The sequence below is a fragment of the Halostella salina genome, from assembly GCF_003675855.1.
GTDB classification, from domain to species: Archaea; Halobacteriota; Halobacteria; order Halobacteriales; family Natronoarchaeaceae; genus Halostella; species Halostella salina.
This window is the reverse complement of the sequence record NZ_RCIH01000005.1, coordinates 187,141-202,675: the sequence shown is the minus strand read 5'-3', so window position 1 is coordinate 202,675 and position 15,535 is coordinate 187,141. Positions and strand designations below refer to the sequence as shown.

The following is a 15,535-nucleotide window of genomic DNA, read 5'->3' as shown; positions in this document are numbered from 1 at the left end:
CGTTTGAGCCGTCGAAGTCGTGAGTATCGGCCGGATCCGCGTCCGCTGTCACGCCGTGGTTTTCACGTTCTGAAAAAACTATTTACGCGACAGCGAAATCGATTACGGCGAAATGCGAAAGCATTATGCGTGGTACGGGCCTTGTTAGGGACACCAGAGGAGTACTCAGCATGGCACAACTAGAACTCAGCAATCTCCACGCGGAAGTCGCCGAAGAGGGTGTCGACGAGCGGATTCTCAAGGGGGTCGACCTGACGGTCGAGTCCGGCGAGATCCACGCCCTGATGGGACCGAACGGGAGCGGGAAATCCACGACGGCGAAGGTAATCGCCGGTCACCCCGCCTACGAGGTCACCGAGGGCGAGGTGCTGCTGCACCTCGACGAGGACGAGTTCGGCGAGGACTTCGAGATCCCGGAGGATATGCGTACCTGGGACCTGCTCGACCTCGAACCGAACGAGCGCGCCGCGCTCGGCGTCTTCCTCGGCTTCCAGTACCCCGCCGAGATCGAGGGCGTCACGATGACGAACTTCCTCCGCACGGCGCTGAACGCCAAGATCGAGGAGCGCGAGGAGCTGTTCGAGGACGAGGACGAGGAGGAAGAAGAGGAGGAAGCCGGCTACGAGTCCTCCCCGATGGAGGGCCCCGCCGACGAAGGCGAGGTCGGCGTCGCCGAGTTCCAGCAGATCCTCTCCGAGAAGATGGAGCAGTTGGACATGGACGAGAAGTTCGCCCAGCGCTACCTCAACGCCGGCTTCTCCGGCGGCGAGAAGAAGCAGAACGAGGTGCTCCAGGCAGCCATCCTCGAGCCATCGGTCGCCGTGCTCGACGAGATCGACTCCGGGCTCGACATCGACCGCCTGCAGGACGTCTCCAAGGGGATCAACGCCCTCCGCGACGAGCAGGGCACCGGCATCCTCCAGATCACGCACTACCAGCGCATCCTCGACTACGTCGAACCGGACCACGTCCACGTCATGCTCGACGGCGAGGTCGCGGAAAGCGGCGGCGCGGAGCTGGCCGAGAAGCTCGAGGACGAAGGGTACGACTGGGTCCGCGAGCAGGTCTACGAGACCGCGTAACCGATCCTAACTAGAACCAACGCTATAAGGCCAGAACGGTAACCAACGGACAACAACAATGAGTTCAGATCAAGACCACCTGAAAGAGACGGACACCGAGAAGCGCTTCGAGTTCAAGAAAGAGGAGAGCGCTGCGGTGACATCCGACAAAGGACTGACCGAGGAGGTCGTCCGAATGATAAGCGACGACAAGGACGAACCGGAGTGGATGCTGGAGCGCCGCCTCCGCGCGCTCAAGCAGTACCAGCAGATGCCGATGCCGACCGACTGGCCCGGCCAGCCGGACCTGTCGGAGCTGGACGTCGAGGAGATCGTCCCGTACATCCGCCCCGACGTCGACAAGCGCGAGGGCGCGGACAGCTGGGACGACCTCCCCGAAGACATTCAGGACACGTTCGAGAAGCTCGGCATTCCGGAGGCCGAGCGGAAGGCGCTCTCGGGCGTCGGCGCGCAGTACGAGTCCGAGGTCGTCTACCAGAACATGCAGGAGCAGTGGGAGGAGAAGGGCGTCGTGTTCTGCAACATGGACGAGGCCGTCCAGGAACACGAGGAGCTCGTCAAGGAGCACTTCATGACGAAGTGCGTCCCCCCGAGCGACAACAAGTTCGCCGCGCTCCACGGCGCGGTCTGGTCGGGCGGCTCGTTCGTGTACGTCCCCGAGGGCGTCACCGTCGAGATGCCCGTCCAGGCGTACTTCCGCATGAACAGCGAGGGGATGGGCCAGTTCGAGCACACCCTCATCATCGCCGAGGAGGGCTCCGAGGTCCACTACATCGAGGGCTGTTCGGCCCCGAAGTACGGCACGCACAACCTCCACGCCGGCGGCGTCGAGGTGTTCGTCGGCGAGGACGCCCACGTCCAGTACTCAACCGTCCAGAACTGGTCGAAGAACACGTTCAACCTGAACACCAAGCGCGCCATCGCGGAGAAGGGCGGCACGATGGAGTGGGTGTCCGGCAGCATGGGCTCGAAGGCCACGATGCTGTACCCCTCGACCATCCTCAAGGGTCGCGGCGCGACGGACAACCACATCACCATCGCCTTCGCGGGCGAAGGGCAGGACATCGACACCGGCGCGAAGGTGTACCACAACGCGCCGAACACGAAGTCGACCATCGAGTCCAAGTCCATCGCCAAGGACGGCGGCCGCACGAACTACCGCGGCCTCGTCCAGATCGCCGACGGCGCGGAGGGCTCCTCCACCGCCGTCGAGTGCGACGCGCTGATGTTCGACAACGAGTCGACCTCCGACACCATGCCGTACATGGAGATCCAGGAGTCGAAGGTCGACGTCGCCCACGAGGCGACCGTCGGGAAGATCGGCGACGAGGACGTGTTCTACCTCCAGAGCCGCGGCCTCGACGACGACGACGCGAAGCAGATGATCGTCTCCGGCTTCATCGAGCCGATCACGGAGGAACTGCCTATCGAGTACGCGGTCGAACTGAACCGCCTCATCGAGCTGGAGATGGAGGGGAGCCTCGGATAACATGAGCACGCAGGTACACGCAACCATCGACGAGGGGACGGTACGGGAGCTCTCGGACTCGCTCGACGAGCCCGAGTGGCTCCTCGAAACACGGCTGTCGGCGCTGGAGGCCCTCGACGGCCTCGACATGCCCTCGGTCATCCGGACGCCCGGCCGCGAGTGGACGAACCTCCACGACCTCGACTTCGAGGGCTTCGTCGACCCGCTGAACGCCGCCGAGGACAAGGACCAGGTCGGCCCCGACGAGGTCGAGGTCCTGCCCTTCGCGGAGGCGGTCGACGAGCACGAGGACCTCGTGCGCGAGCAGTTCGGCTCCGTCGTCGATCCGGAGGAGGACTACCTCACGGCGCTGTCGACGGCGCTGTTTAGCACCGGGACGGTCGTCTACGTCCCCGAGGGCGTCGACGCCGAGGACGTGACAGTCCGCACCGAAATGAACAGCCAGTCGCTGTTCAACTACACGCTGGTCGTCACCGAGGAGTCGTCCTCGGTCACGATCCTCGAACGGCAGTCCACCGGCGACGACGTGTCGGGCGAGCGCTACTACAGCGGCATCGTCGAGGTCGCCGCCGCCGAGAACAGCCACGTCCAGTACGGCTCGCTCCAGAACCTGAGCGAGGAGACGTACAACTACACGCTGAAGCGCGGCCACGCCGACACGTACGCCACGATCAACTGGATCGAGGGCAACATCGGCTCGCGCCTGACGAAGAGTTCCGTCGAGACGTACCTCCAGGGCGACTCCTCGGAGAGCCAGATCGTCGGCGCGTTCTTCGGCCACGAGGACCAGCACTTCGACGTGAACGCACGCGTCTGGCACGAGGCCGAGCACACCACGGCCGACCTCGTCACGCGCGGCGTGCTCGACGACGAGGCGCGCTCGGTGTACGAGGGCGTTCAGGACGTCGGCAGCGGGGCGTGGGACACCAACTCCTACCAGCGGGAGAACACGCTGATGCTCTCCGACGAGAGCGAGGCCGACGCCTCCCCGAAGCTGATCATCAACAACCACGACACCGAGGCGTCCCACAGCGCCACGGTGGGACAGGTCGACGAGGAGGACCTGTTCTACATGGAGACCCGGGGTACCGACCCCCAGACTGCAGAGAACATGCTCGTCGAGGGCTTCTTCGTGCCGGTGCTCGAAGAGGTCGCCGTCGACGAACTCCGCGACGACCTGCAGGAACTCGTCGCGGCGCGGCTCCGAGAGTAACGCACACACCTTTTCGCTGTCCGCCGGAGTAGGGACCGTTAAGTGACCCCGGCCCGGAACCGTTGGTATGAGCCTGGGTCAACGCGTCTCAAGCGACCACCAGCTCGCGCGGCTCCTGCAGATCGGGGTCGTGCTGGAGGAGGTCGTCGAGGCGCGCGCCTACCGCCACCTCGACTCCCTCTCCGCGGCGGAGCGGGAGGCACTCGACGACGAGATAGCTGAACTGCTGGAACACGCCGCCGAGGAGTCGGAGGACCACCGCGAGCGTCTGGAGGCACTCGTCGCGGAACTCGACGCCGACACGGTCGCGTACGAGGAGATAGAGCAGCTTGTCGAGGCCCAGTACGCCCAGACGAGCCCGGACGACTTCGACGGCGTGCTGTACGACGCGCTGTGTAACGAGGAGACGGCGTACAAGTTCTACGACGACCTCATCGAGGCAGTCGAAGCGAGCGACGCCGACTACGCGATCGACCGCGACCGCCTGCTCGACACGCTGCGGACGATCCGCGCGGAGGAGGAGGAGGGCGTCGAGGAAGTCACCGCGATCATGGAGCGCCGATCATGACCTGGCACACGCACTCGACGGGGGGTATCGCATGAACACCGGCGACCAGTACCTCAAGGCGATCTACCTCGCACAGCGCCTCGAGGACGGCCCGGCGGCGACCGGGACACTCGCGGACATGCTCGAAGTGAGCCCCGCGAGCGTCAACGAGATGATCGGCAAACTGGAGGACCGGGGTCTCGCCGACCACGAGAAGTACAAGGGCGTCACCCTCACCGACGAGGGGATCATCCGCGCCGAGGACGCCCTCCAGACGTACTGCATCATCGAACGGTTCCTCGCCAACGTGCTCGAAGTCCAGGAGTACCGCGACGAAGCCCGCGCCCTGGAGAGCGTCATCGACGACACGGTCGCGGAACGGCTGGACACCATCATCGACCGCCGCGACGAGTGCCCGGACTGCTTCGACGCCGAGGAGGACAAGTGCGCGTATCTGGAGCCGGTCGTCGAAGGCGCGGACTGACCGCGGCCCGGTTCGCCCAACGCTGAACGATAAGTCATAAGCCCGCCGGGCGATTACGTGCGACCGCGTTTAGGGGAGGAAGCAGCGCGAGCGAAGTCCCCGTGGTGGTGAGCGATCCCGACGGGATCGCGAGCCTCACGGGACGAAACGAGCAACGCGAGTGAAGTCCCGTGGTGTAGTGGCCAATCATATGGGCCTTTGGAGCCCACGACGGCGGTTCGAATCCGCCCGGGACTATTCTGCGAGGAACGAACGTGACGAGCGAATAGTTCAGCGGATTCGACACCCAGAGGACGAGTGGATTCGAGTCCTCGCAGTTCGAATCCGCCCGGGACTAATATAAATAAGTTGTCATTTCTGCCCGCCACGTGACGGATCTGATCCCCGACGACAGGCGACATGCAAAGTCACTATAACGAAGCGTGGGGGAAGGGAGGGTAATGGAGACGCAGCACCGCGTCGTGGTCGGCGACTCGCGGGAACTCGACGAACTCGCCGACGACTCCGTCGAACTCGTCGTCACGTCGCCGCCGTACCCGATGATCGAGATGTGGGACGAGGCGTTCGCGGACCTCGACCCTGCGGTCGGCGACGCGCTGGCTGCCGAGGACGGCCGGGAAGCGTTCGACCTGATGCACAAGCAGTTGGACCGGGTGTGGGCGGAGGTCGAACGCGTCCTCGTCGACGGCGGTATCGCCTGCGTCAACGTCGGCGACGCGACGCGGACGGTCGACGGGAGCTTCCGGGTGTACCAGAACCACTCGCGCGTCGTCGACGCCTTCGAGGCGCTCGGCTTCGAGCCGCTGCCGGAGGTGCTGTGGCGCAAGCCGGCCAACTCGGGGGCGAAGTTCATGGGGTCGGGGATGGTGCCGCCGAACGCGTACGTGACGCTGGAACACGAGTACGTTCTGGTGTTCCGGAACGGCACGGAGTCGCGGGGGTTCGAACCGGGGGCGGAGCGACGGTACGAGGCCGCCTACTTCTGGGAGGAGCGCAACCGGTGGTTCTCGGACGTGTGGACCGACATCAACGGCGAGTTCCAGTCGCTCGACGGCGGCGACCTGCGGGAGCGGTCGGCTGCCTTCCCGTTCGAGGTGCCGTACCGCCTCGTCAACATGTACAGCGTCTACGGCGACACGGTGCTGGACCCGTTCTGGGGAACGGGCACCACGTCGCTGGCGGCGCTCGTGGCCGGGCGCAACTCGGTCGGGTACGAGCGCGAGGCTGCGTTCGCCGAGGTGTTCGACGACCGAATCGAGGACGTGTCACGACTCTCCAGAGACGTGACCCGACGGCGACTGGACGACCACCGCGAGTTCGTGCGCGAGCGGCGCGACGCAGGCAAGGAGTTCGGCTACGAGGCCGAGCACTACGACTTCCCGGTCACGACGAAACAGGAGCGAGCGATCCGGCTGTACTCGATCGACGACGTGGAGCCGACAGCCGACGGCTATCGGGCAGTCCACGAACCCGCCGACGGTGGGGACGCGTAGCGGCAGGGCGGCGTGACGGTCGGCCAAAGCGGATCGGTCTCGCATCAGGCAAACCGAACCGGCCTGACAAGATTCATTACGCGGCCACCCACAGGGAGTGACGTATGCGTCGGTCCTTGCTCGTGGTCGTCGTGGCGTTGACGCTCCCGGCGTTGGCAGTGCCGGGCGTCGTCGCCGGGGACGTACAGTCGGAGGAAAACGGGACGAACCCGTGTGTCGGGACGATGGAGCAACAGCCCGACGAGAACACGGTCGTCAGCATCCAGGGGACGCGGCTGACAGATGACGGGTACGAGAAGTGGCCCGCGATGCTGATGTCCTACGAGCCGGACGGCTCGTTCGACTGGGCGCACAACGCCTCGCTCCGGGACCGCTGGTTCGCGTACGACGTGGACCGGACGCCGGACGGTGACCTGCTGTTCGTCACCACCGAGGGCGGAAACACCAAGATCGGGAAGCTGGACCCCGAACGAAACGAGTACGAGTGGGTCCGTGACTTCGACGGCGACCCGGACGACGAGTCCACGCCGCAGATCGACGACGCCCACGACGCCGACCGCCTCAACGAACACGAGATCGTCATTGCGGACAAGGGCGAGGGCCACGAGCGCCTGCTCGTGTACAACGTCACGAGCGACGAGGTAGTCTGGGAGTGGCGGTTCGAGAATCACCCCGAGCAGTTCCCCGAGAGCGGCGGCGGTCCCGAGGGCGACTGGACGCACGTCAACGACGTGGACCCGGTCGGCGACCACCTCTTCATGATCTCGCCGCGGAACTTCGACAAGGTCGTCTTCGTCAACCGGACGACGGGCGACGTCGAGGAGGACCTCACGCTCGGCGAGGACGACAACTACGACATCCTGTACGAGCAGCACAACCCCGACCACCTCCGCGGTCCCGACGGGGAGCGCACGATCCTGGTCGGCGACAGCGAGAACGATCGCGTCGTCGAGTACGCCTACGACGCCGAGGCGAACGAGTGGGAGCAGGTGTGGGCGGTTACGGGGCTGAACGAACCCCGTGACGCCGACCGCCTCCCCAACGGCAACACGCTGGTCAGCGACCGGATGGGCCACCGGACCGTCGAGATCACGCCCGAGGGCCGGATCGTCTGGGAGGTGTACACGCCCTACGAGACGTACGACGCCGAGCGCGGCGGTCCCGGTTCGGAAGGCCCCACGATGCGCGAGCAGGGGATAAACGGGAGCTACGAGGTTCACAACTCGGCCAACTTCACGACCGAGGAGATCGAAACCTGCGCCGCGGCGATGTACGACTTCGCGCCGTCGGAACTGCCGGACGACGGGAACGGAAACGGCGGCGACGGTGACGACGGCGACGGTGGCGGCGGCCTCATCGGCGGCGACGGCGACGGCGGGAACGGGGGCAGCGGCGGCTCGCTCGCGTTCGTCGCCGGCGTCGCAGGCGCGCTGGTTGTCATCGTCGGCGGGGCGGCACTGGCGTACCGACTGCGGAACTAGCGTGACAGTCGGAGGCAAGTCCCGGGCGGCACAGCTCGGGCGCTCCGGTCGCGAGAACTACTGGAATTTTCGAGGCTCGCCGTCCAGTCCGGGGTGCCCACGACCGAATCGCGGACCGTCTCAGTCGCCCCGGATCCGGTTGCCGACGCCGTCGACGCCGCTCCGGACGCGCGCGGCGACGCGCTGCCGGTTGACGACGAGTTCCGCGCCGCCCCAGACGAGTGCGATGAGAGCCGCAAACAGCGCCGACACCATCGCCCACGACCCCATCCACACCGGCCGGATCCAGGGTTCGAAGTGCGCCCAGCGCGACGCCAGTTCCTCCGCGTTCCCGAGCCCGACCGCGTTGCCGCCGTCCGCGATGGCGTCGGCGACGGTGTAGCGGCTGGCCGGGCCGGAGTCGTCGCCGCCGTGGACGGTGGCGTTGCCGCCGGCGTTCATGTCGGCCATCGTCGGGCCGTTCGAACCTTTCTCGCCGCGCTCCGCGTCGTACGGTGCCCACGGCGCGTGGAACTCCCAGACGACCTCGCCGTCGGGGGTGATCTCGACGACGCGATGGTTGAGCGTGTCAGCGACGAGCGTGTTGCCGTTGGGGAGGCGGTCGGCGTCGCGGGGCCAGTTGAAGCCGTCGACCGACCAGACCAGCTCCCACTCGCACTCGGAGGGCGGCGTGCCGGCACCGAGCCGGGGGTCCGCGTCCCCGCAGTTCCGTTCGTACTCGACGACGCGGTCGTTCTCGCTGTCGGCGACGACCATCACCGGCGTCCCGTCGTCGCGCTCCATGTAGTCCGGGTTGTGCTGGGCGTACAGCGTCTCGTGGTCGCTGTTCTCGCCGAGTTGCATGACGATGTCGTCGGTCCGGCGGTCGATCACGATCGCCTGGTCGAAGTTCCGGGGCGAGGCGAGCACGTAGCGCTCGCCGTCGCCGACGAACTCGGCGTCGTTGACGTGGGTCCAGTCCTCGTTGAAGCCGCCGGCCGTGCCGTTGGGGTAGTGCTCGTGGAAGACCCACTCCCACTCGGTCTCGCCGGCGGTGACGTTCCGGATGTAGATCCGGTCGTTGCTGACGCCGTCCTCGTACGCCCGCATGTTGGCGATCAGCATCCGGTGTTCGTCGATCCGGTCGATGTTGTGCGTGTCCGTCAGGTCGAACTCCACGGTTCGGACGGCCTCCTGTGTCTCCGGGTCGAACTCCATGGCGATGGTGCCCTCGGGGTTCGTCGCCGTGACGAAGAGGTCGCCGTTGTCCATCGGGTCCACGTCGTAGAACCAGTGCGCGCCGACGGCGTCGCCGTCGAACGACCAGCGCGGCTGGGCGTTCGCGTCGGCGGCCGCGAGCCGGGCCGGCTTCTTCGGGTTGCCGTAGCCGTCGAAGTGGAAGCCCTGACTCGTCACGTACGTCACGTTGTCGGCCGGTTCCTCGACCGTCCCCGGCCCCAGGCCCACGGTCTGAGGGTTGATCGCGGCGTACGCCGCGGGGGCGAGGAGGACGCAGATCAGCACTGCGAGCCCGCCGCGGAGGAGCCAGCGGCGCGGCGGCAGCGAGTCGGGGTCGAAGTCCATATCCCGAGTGGGGAGAGACGATACGAAACCCTTGTGGTGTCGGATCGCAGCAGGAAACGACCGTCGGAATTCGGGATCCGTCCGCGTCGGCGCAACGCCGCGGGTAGGAGTCGAACCTACAACCCGTCGCCGGGGCCGGCCGAAGCCGGTGGGCTCGCGCTCGTGCCCAGCCGCGGCACACTCCCGTCGAGGGTCGGGACCGGGGTAGTAATACGCCGGCTACCGGCCGGGAACGCGCCGGCTACAGCGGACGACAGGCCACCTACGCCGGGTCGTGGAACGCGTCGCCGTGGTCGTCGTACCAGGCGAAGGCGAACAGCCGACGGACGGGAGCGCGGTCGAGCGTCCGCCCGTCGTCGCTCCGGCCGGTCGCGCCGTCCCAGCGCGCGCCGTCGGCCCGGAACACGCCGTCGTCGACCGGCTCGAACCGGTGGTCGGTTTCGAACGCGTGGACGCCGTCCGGCGTCGCGAACACGACGAAGTCGTCCCCGCCGACCGTGACGTGAACGACGCCACCAGCCGCCTCGACGCGCTCCAGCGGCACGCCGACCGCGTCGCCGCCGCGCTCGATCCCGACCACCACGTCCTTCGGGGCCAGGTCCGGGTGGGACCACTCGCGGGACTCGCCCTCGCCGCGGTGAGCCGCCAGCCCGAACCCCTCGGTCTCGAAGTACGCCTCGTACGGCGCGTCGTCGTAGTCGATCGGTTCCGGCTCGTCGCCCGCGCCGCTGGCCTCGCTCTTCCCGCCGGGCGGCGCGAGCACGACCCCGTCGGGGTGGGACGCCCGGAACTCGTCCCAGGTCGTCAGCGCCGCCGGCAGCGCCGACAGGGTCTCGCCGGTCAGCGGGCCCTCGATCGCTTCGCCGCTGGACTGCTTCCACTCGGTGTCGGTCTCGCGGTCGTACAGCACGAGGTCGTCGTCGGCCAGTTTGCCCGAGACACCGAACTCCAGCGTGTGGTCGTCGACCCGCCGGTCGTAGACGACCGCGCTGCCACAGAGCGGACACCAAGTGACCGCTACGGGGCGCTCGGGCTCCGGCCCGCCCGTCGAGTCGTCCGACCCGAGGGGGACTGCGTCGTTGACCACCTCGTGGTAGTGGAGGTAGCGAACCGGATACGCCCGCGCCGGGCTGGCGTCGGGCAGAGCGATCACGCGGTCGTCCGGGTCGCCCTCGTACTCGTCGGCGAACTCGGGGTCGTCGACGCTCGGGATCGCGTCCCGCGGAACCACCTGTCGCACGTTCATGGTGACAGTTCGAAGGAAAGGCGTTCTTCCTCCGGCCCCTTGGTCTCCCGGCCGGTCGCGGTGAACTCGCCGATCGCGTCGGTGTTCGAGACGTGCGTGCCGGCACAGGCCGTGCGGTCGTAGTCGCCGACCTCGACGATCCGAACTTCGGTGATGCTGTCGGGCAGCAGGTGGATCCGCGTCCGGTCCGGGTCGAGCGTCTCCTCGGCGGTCTCGCGGTCGAGTTCGTACCACTCCACGGGGATCGACCGTTCGATCAGTTCGTTCATCCGGGCGGTGATATCGGCCAGATCCGTCTCGGAGAAGCGGTCGTAGCCGCAGTCGATGCGGGCCCGGTCGGCGTACAGCTGGTTCCCCGTCGTCTCGGCGTCGTACTCGTCGAGCAGGAGCGCCGACAGGAGATGCTGGGCCGTGTGGTAGCGCATGTGTACCTCGCGGCGCTCCCAGTCGAGTTCGCCGGTCACCGTCGTCCCAGGGTCGGGTGGGTCGCCGTCGAGCGTGTGGTAGATCGTGTCCGTCTTCTGCACGTCCGTGACACGCCAGCCGTCGCCGCCGGTGGCGAGCGTCCCGGTGTCGTTGGGCTGCCCGCCGCCCTCCGGGTAGAACAGCGTGCGGTCGAGGACGACCCGGTCGTCGGCGACGCGTTCGACCGTCGCTTCGAACTCCCGTGCGTCCGACCGGTCCAGATAGATCGCTTCGGTCACGGTCACAGGTGAGCGTGTGGGAACTTAATTCGCGGTGTCGTAACGCTAAAGAGTCGAACAAACGTTTGTTGACCTAGCAATGAACATCGGATCTACGCCTGTGGGGTGGTGGTGTGGGGGTTGAGATAAAGGAGTCCCGCGTCACCGACGAGGAGTTCGAGGAGATGGCGGCCTTTGTCTTCGAGTATCTCGCGGCCAGCGTCGAGAACGAGGACGAGGGCGGCCGGATGCGGTGGTACCCGTGGCACTCCGCGGACTACCGCCACAACCACATCCTGAACGTCGTCGACCTCGCCGAGGAGATCGCCGAGCGCGAGGGCGCGGACGTCGACGTGACCCGGGTCGCAGCGCTGTTTCACGACATCGCCAAACTCGACGCCGAGCAGGACGTCCACGCCGAGGAGGGCGCTCGCGTCGCCCGCGAGTACCTGCAGACCCGGGGCGACTACCCCGACTCCTTCGTCGACGCGGTGTGTAGCTCCGTGGCCGAACACTCGTATCAGGGCGACCTGACCGACCTGCCGCTGGAGACGCAGTGTCTCATCGAGGCCGACCTGCTGGACAAAGTCGGCGCGAACGGGACGGCGCTGATGCTGCTCCGGATGGGGTACGAGGCCCGCACCCACATGGACGCCGCCGAGATGGTCGAGCGCGTCCTCGAACGGGGCCGCGACGCGACCGACCGCGTGCAGTCCGACACCGCCGAGAGCATCGCGCATCGCCGGCTGAAGCGGGTGAAGTGGTTCCGCGAGTGGCTCACCGAGGAGGTCGCGGAGATAGACGAGTTCGACGGCTAGAGCAGCGTCTCGACGGCGTCGGAGAGGAAGACGACGCCGAACGCGGCCAGCACCCCGGCGCTTGCGTACGCCACGGCGGGCGCGAACGCGTCGATCCGCCGGCCGACACGCACCAGCGTCGCCGGGAAGCCGACGATCCAGACGAGGATGCCGGCGAAGAAGCCGACCAGCAGCGTCGGCGTGCCCGTCGCCACGACGAACGTGCCGGCGAGCGCCGGGCCGAGGTACGGCATCGGTTCGAACACGTCGAGCGTGCCCGGTTCGAGCATGCCGACGCCGAGCGTCAGCCAGAAGACGACCTGATAGGGGTTCGTCAGGGCGAGGACGAACGCCTTCCGGAAGCCGCGGTCGTCGTCTAGCTCGGCGTCGCCGACGAAGCCGTCGGTCGCGTCGGTGAAGGCTCCGTAGGCGAAGTACAGCATCAACACGCCGCCGACCCCGACCATCGCGGCCCGGAGCGTCGGGAGACGGTCGACGACCGTGACCGCGCCGAACAGCGCGAGCACGAAGAAGACGGCGTCGGCGGTCATCGCGCCCAGCCCCGCCTTGAACCCGGCTCCCCAGCCGCGGAGCACGCTCTCCTCGGCGATGATCGCGTTCATCGGACCGGGCGGGGCTGCGAGCGCGAGGCCGAAGACGATCCCGGCCAGCGCCGTCACGACGAGGTTCGTCACGAACGGAGGGGTCGCCCCCGAGCAACTAAAACCGCCGGGTTGCGGCAGGGTCAGACGAGGCCGACCAGCGCCGTCGAGACGGTCTCGACCACCGTCTCCCAGATGGAGAAGTCCGTCGTCACCGCGAGGAAGCCGTCCAGCCCGAAGAAGGCGAACAGGCCCGCCGCGGCGTAGTGTGCCTTCCGGAGGTTGAACTTGTGCGAGAACCGGTGGAACAGGTACGCGTTCGCGAGGCTGACGGGGATGATCGCGAGCATCTCGCCGACCCAGATGGCCGAACTCGCGCCGTACTCGATCGCGAGGGTGATCGTGATGATCTGGGTCTTGTCGCCGAACTCGCCGACGGCCATCATCGAGAAGATGGGGAGGAACCCGCCGAACGCCTGGGGCACCTCGCGGCCCAGGACGGTCGGTGTGTCACCGGAGAACCCGGCCACGCCGCCGTCGGTCTGGGCCTCCGGGAACCCCTCGCCGGGGTCCGGGGCCGAACGGTACAGCAGGTACGCGAACAGGAGGAACAGCGAGGCGGCGATGACGTCGAGGTAGACGCCCGGGAGGACCGTCCTGACGGCGCGGCCGAAGAGTATCTCGACGGCCGTCCACCCGGCGAACGCCGTCCCGGCGGCCCCGACGACGACGAGCGGGTTGTACCGCGTCGACAGCCCGGCGATGATGAACTGGACCTTCTCGCCGGGCAGCACCGTCAGCTGTGCGACGAAGGCGATCACCGCAAGCTCCCACCAGCCGGTCATGCACGGCTCACCTCGCCGACGGACTCGTCGCTGGCCGCCCGCACGCGGATCGAGCGTGCGACGGACTCCGGCAGGCTCTGCTCGTCGGCGGCCTCGGTTTCGACGGTCACCATGCCGAACGGGGCGACGTCGACCACCGTCAGCCGGACGCCCGGCGTGATGCCGGCGTCCTCCAGATACTGGAGTTCGGACTCGTCGCGGTCGGAGACGCGTGCGACTTCGACGGTCGCGCCGACCTCCTGCTCGGCCAGCGGCGTCGTGTCGTCCTCCTCCGGCGGCGTCAGGTCGGCACTCGGGATCGGGTCGCCGTGTGGGTCCACGTCGGGGTCGCCGAGCGCCTCCGCGACGCGGCGCTCGAACTCCTCGCTGATGTGGTGTTCGAGCGCGTCGGCCTCGTCGTGGACCTCGCTCCAGCTGTAGTCCAGATGTTCGGTGAGGTACGCCTCCAGCAGGCGGTGGTGGCGCACCACCTCGACGGCGACCGTCTCGCCCTCGGCCGTCAGCTCCACGCCCTTGTACTTCTCGCGCTCGATGAGCCCACGTTCCTCCAGGCTGTCGAGCATACTCGTGACGGTCGGCGCGGTCACGTCCAGATACTCCGCGATCCGGGAGGTGCCGACCGGCGCACCCTCGTGACGTTCGAGGTAGTAGATCGATTTCAGATAGTCCTCCATCACGTCGCTCAACATCTCGCCCGGGTTTAGACTAGTCTAACGCTTATATCTGTCCCGTCTAAGACGAGATCGAACGAGCGTCCAAACCTCGACGGTAACTGCGGCGGCGAGTCGACGGTCGTTCAGCCCCCTACACGCCCTGGCCCATCAGGTGGCTCCGGAGGATGTCGTCGTCCTTGTTGCCCGCGCCGGTGTTCAGGAGGACGACGGTGGCGTTCGGACCGAACTCGCCTTGCTCTGCCAGTTCCATCGCGCCGCTGGCCGCGGCGGCGCAGGTCGCGCCCATCTCGATCCCCTCCTCCTGTGCGACGGTGATCGCGCTCGCGAGGATCTCGTCGTCGTCGGTCGCCACAGCGCCGCCGTCGCTCTCGCGGAGCGCCTCGAGGATCAGGGGGCTGGCTCCGGGGTCGGGGATCTCGATCCCGCCGCAGATAGTGTCCGGCGTCTCGACCGGTTCGTGGCGCTCCCGGCCCGCCTCGAACGCCTCGACGATCGGCGCACAGCCCGAGGCCTGCGCGGCGTACATCGCGGGGAGGTCGTCGGTCAGCCCGAGGTCCCGCAGTTCCGTCGCGGCCTTGTGCATACCCACGAGGCCGACGCCACCCCCGGTCGGGTAAACCACGGCGTCGGGAACCTCCCAGTCCTCCTGCTCGACGATCTCGTACAGCATCGTCTTCTTCCCCTCGTGACGGTATGGCGTGACGAACGTCTGCAGTGGGTACCAGTCGTCGTGCTCCGCCAGCGCGTCCTCGTAGGCCGCCCCGGCGTCGCCGATGCGCCCGCCGACGACGGTCATCTCGCCGCCGTGGACGTTCACCATCGCCTTGTTCGTGAAGCCGGCCCGCGAGGGGAGGAAGACGTTCGAGTCCAGCCCGGCCCGCGCGGCGTACGCCGACGCGGCCTGCCCGGCGTTGCCCGCGGAGGCGAGCGCCACCTCGTCGGCACCGTGCTGGACCGCCGCGGTCACCGCGACGGTCTGCCCGCGGTCCTTGAACGTGCCTGTCGGGTTCCGCCCCTCGTCCTTGATCAGCACGCGCCCGACGCCGAGTTCGTCCGCGAGCGTCGGGCAGTCGACGAGCTGGGTCGCCCCCTCGTCCATCGAGACGGCCGCATCGCGCGGGAAGGGGAGGAGTTCGTGGTAGCGCCACATCGTCTCGAACGGGCGCTCCGCGAGCGTCGCCCGGTCGATGTCGACCGCGTCGTAGTCGTACGCCGGGTCGAGGATGCCGCCGCAGTCCGGACAGCGGTGTGTCGCCGTCGCCGCATCGTGTCGTTCGCCACAGTCCACGCAGTCCAGTCCGACGAACGCCTCCGTCGTGTCCATGGCCGGGAGTCC

At 67.6% G+C, this 15,535-nt stretch carries 15 protein-coding genes and 1 tRNA gene; 9 read left to right on the top strand and 7 right to left on the bottom strand.

Annotated features, from left to right (window positions below):
• The first annotated feature begins 170 nt into the window (after nucleotides 1-170).
• From D8896_RS11640 to D8896_RS11605, 8 genes are all read left to right on the top strand, one after another.
• Entirely contained in the window at nucleotides 171-1,082 is a 912-nt protein-coding gene (locus D8896_RS11640) for an ABC transporter ATP-binding protein (protein ID WP_121822271.1), read from the top strand.
• A 58-nt stretch (nucleotides 1,083-1,140) separates the two neighbouring features.
• A complete protein-coding gene (gene sufB, locus D8896_RS11635; RefSeq protein ID WP_121822270.1) occupies nucleotides 1,141-2,571 on the top strand; it encodes a Fe-S cluster assembly protein SufB in 1,431 nt (476 codons plus the stop codon).
• Between the two features lies 1 nt (nucleotide 2,572).
• Complete coding sequence (sufD, locus tag D8896_RS11630) at nucleotides 2,573-3,784, top strand: Fe-S cluster assembly protein SufD (RefSeq protein WP_121822269.1); 1,212 nt, start codon at nucleotides 2,573-2,575, stop codon at nucleotides 3,782-3,784.
• A gap of 67 nt (nucleotides 3,785-3,851) precedes the next feature.
• Nucleotides 3,852-4,352: a ferritin-like domain-containing protein gene (locus D8896_RS11625; protein WP_121822268.1), complete on the top strand. Its 501-nt coding sequence runs from the start codon at nucleotides 3,852-3,854 to the stop codon at nucleotides 4,350-4,352.
• 31 nt (nucleotides 4,353-4,383) lie between these two features.
• Nucleotides 4,384-4,815 carry a metal-dependent transcriptional regulator gene (locus tag D8896_RS11620; protein WP_121822267.1) on the top strand — a complete coding sequence of 144 codons (432 nt, stop codon included), beginning with the start codon at nucleotides 4,384-4,386 and terminating at the stop codon, nucleotides 4,813-4,815.
• Between the two features lie 164 nt (nucleotides 4,816-4,979).
• Nucleotides 4,980-5,052: transfer RNA gene (locus D8896_RS11615), tRNA-Gln, on the top strand.
• Nucleotides 5,053-5,255: 203 nt separating this feature from the next.
• Entirely contained in the window at nucleotides 5,256-6,308 is a 1,053-nt protein-coding gene (locus tag D8896_RS11610; protein ID WP_121822266.1) for a DNA-methyltransferase, read from the top strand.
• 104 nt (nucleotides 6,309-6,412) lie between these two features.
• Nucleotides 6,413-7,789, top strand: coding sequence for a hypothetical protein (locus tag D8896_RS11605; RefSeq protein WP_121822265.1), 1,377 nt, complete (start codon nucleotides 6,413-6,415; stop codon nucleotides 7,787-7,789).
• 120 nt (nucleotides 7,790-7,909) lie between these two features.
• Here D8896_RS11605 and D8896_RS11600 read toward each other — a convergent pair whose 3' ends face one another.
• From D8896_RS11600 to D8896_RS11590, 3 genes are all read right to left on the bottom strand, one after another.
• Complete coding sequence (locus tag D8896_RS11600) at nucleotides 7,910-9,352, bottom strand: aryl-sulfate sulfotransferase (RefSeq protein WP_121822264.1); 1,443 nt, start codon at nucleotides 9,350-9,352, stop codon at nucleotides 7,910-7,912.
• A 262-nt stretch (nucleotides 9,353-9,614) separates the two neighbouring features.
• On the bottom strand, nucleotides 9,615-10,598 hold the full coding sequence (locus tag D8896_RS11595; RefSeq protein ID WP_121822263.1) for a DUF3179 domain-containing protein: 984 nt from the start codon (nucleotides 10,596-10,598) through the stop codon (nucleotides 9,615-9,617).
• A complete protein-coding gene (locus tag D8896_RS11590; RefSeq protein ID WP_121822376.1) occupies nucleotides 10,595-11,302 on the bottom strand; it encodes an alanyl-tRNA editing protein in 708 nt (235 codons plus the stop codon). The genes D8896_RS11595 and D8896_RS11590 overlap by 4 nt, the downstream gene beginning before the upstream one ends.
• A 113-nt stretch (nucleotides 11,303-11,415) precedes the next feature.
• Between D8896_RS11590 and D8896_RS11585 the strand changes: the two genes are divergently transcribed.
• On the top strand, nucleotides 11,416-12,099 hold the full coding sequence (locus D8896_RS11585) for an HD domain-containing protein (protein WP_121822262.1): 684 nt from the start codon (nucleotides 11,416-11,418) through the stop codon (nucleotides 12,097-12,099).
• Here the strand turns inward: D8896_RS11585 and D8896_RS11580 are convergent.
• From D8896_RS11580 to D8896_RS11565, 4 genes are all read right to left on the bottom strand, one after another.
• Nucleotides 12,096-12,773 carry a LysE family translocator gene (locus tag D8896_RS11580; RefSeq protein ID WP_121822261.1) on the bottom strand — a complete coding sequence of 226 codons (678 nt, stop codon included), beginning with the start codon at nucleotides 12,771-12,773 and terminating at the stop codon, nucleotides 12,096-12,098. The genes D8896_RS11585 and D8896_RS11580 overlap by 4 nt on opposite strands.
• Nucleotides 12,774-12,823: 50 nt before the next feature.
• On the bottom strand, nucleotides 12,824-13,525 hold the full coding sequence (locus D8896_RS11575; protein ID WP_121822260.1) for a TMEM165/GDT1 family protein: 702 nt from the start codon (nucleotides 13,523-13,525) through the stop codon (nucleotides 12,824-12,826).
• Nucleotides 13,522-14,214 carry a metal-dependent transcriptional regulator gene (locus D8896_RS11570; protein WP_121822259.1) on the bottom strand — a complete coding sequence of 231 codons (693 nt, stop codon included), beginning with the start codon at nucleotides 14,212-14,214 and terminating at the stop codon, nucleotides 13,522-13,524. Before D8896_RS11570 ends, D8896_RS11575 begins: the two co-directional genes overlap by 4 nt.
• Nucleotides 14,215-14,329: 115 nt before the next feature.
• On the bottom strand, nucleotides 14,330-15,523 hold the full coding sequence (locus tag D8896_RS11565) for a threonine synthase (RefSeq protein ID WP_121822258.1): 1,194 nt from the start codon (nucleotides 15,521-15,523) through the stop codon (nucleotides 14,330-14,332).
• Nucleotides 15,524-15,535 lie beyond the last annotated feature (12 nt).

Bases quoted from the DNA above. Each gene is read 5' to 3' on its own strand.
- D8896_RS11640 (WP_121822271.1), top strand. From the start codon at position 171: ATGGCACAACTAGAACTCAGCAATCTCCACGCGGAAGTCGCCGAAGAG.
- sufB (WP_121822270.1), top strand. From the start codon at position 1,141: ATGAGTTCAGATCAAGACCACCTGAAAGAGACGGACACCGAGAAGCGC.
- sufD (WP_121822269.1), top strand. From the start codon at position 2,573: ATGAGCACGCAGGTACACGCAACCATCGACGAGGGGACGGTACGGGAG.
- D8896_RS11625 (WP_121822268.1), top strand. From the start codon at position 3,852: ATGAGCCTGGGTCAACGCGTCTCAAGCGACCACCAGCTCGCGCGGCTC.
- D8896_RS11620 (WP_121822267.1), top strand. From the start codon at position 4,384: ATGAACACCGGCGACCAGTACCTCAAGGCGATCTACCTCGCACAGCGC.
- D8896_RS11610 (WP_121822266.1), top strand. From the start codon at position 5,256: ATGGAGACGCAGCACCGCGTCGTGGTCGGCGACTCGCGGGAACTCGAC.
- D8896_RS11605 (WP_121822265.1), top strand. From the start codon at position 6,413: ATGCGTCGGTCCTTGCTCGTGGTCGTCGTGGCGTTGACGCTCCCGGCG.
- D8896_RS11600 (WP_121822264.1), bottom strand. From the start codon at position 9,352: ATGGACTTCGACCCCGACTCGCTGCCGCCGCGCCGCTGGCTCCTCCGC.
- D8896_RS11595 (WP_121822263.1), bottom strand. From the start codon at position 10,598: ATGAACGTGCGACAGGTGGTTCCGCGGGACGCGATCCCGAGCGTCGAC.
- D8896_RS11575 (WP_121822260.1), bottom strand. From the start codon at position 13,525: ATGACCGGCTGGTGGGAGCTTGCGGTGATCGCCTTCGTCGCACAGCTG.
- D8896_RS11570 (WP_121822259.1), bottom strand. From the start codon at position 14,214: ATGTTGAGCGACGTGATGGAGGACTATCTGAAATCGATCTACTACCTC.
- D8896_RS11565 (WP_121822258.1), bottom strand. From the start codon at position 15,523: ATGGACACGACGGAGGCGTTCGTCGGACTGGACTGCGTGGACTGTGGC.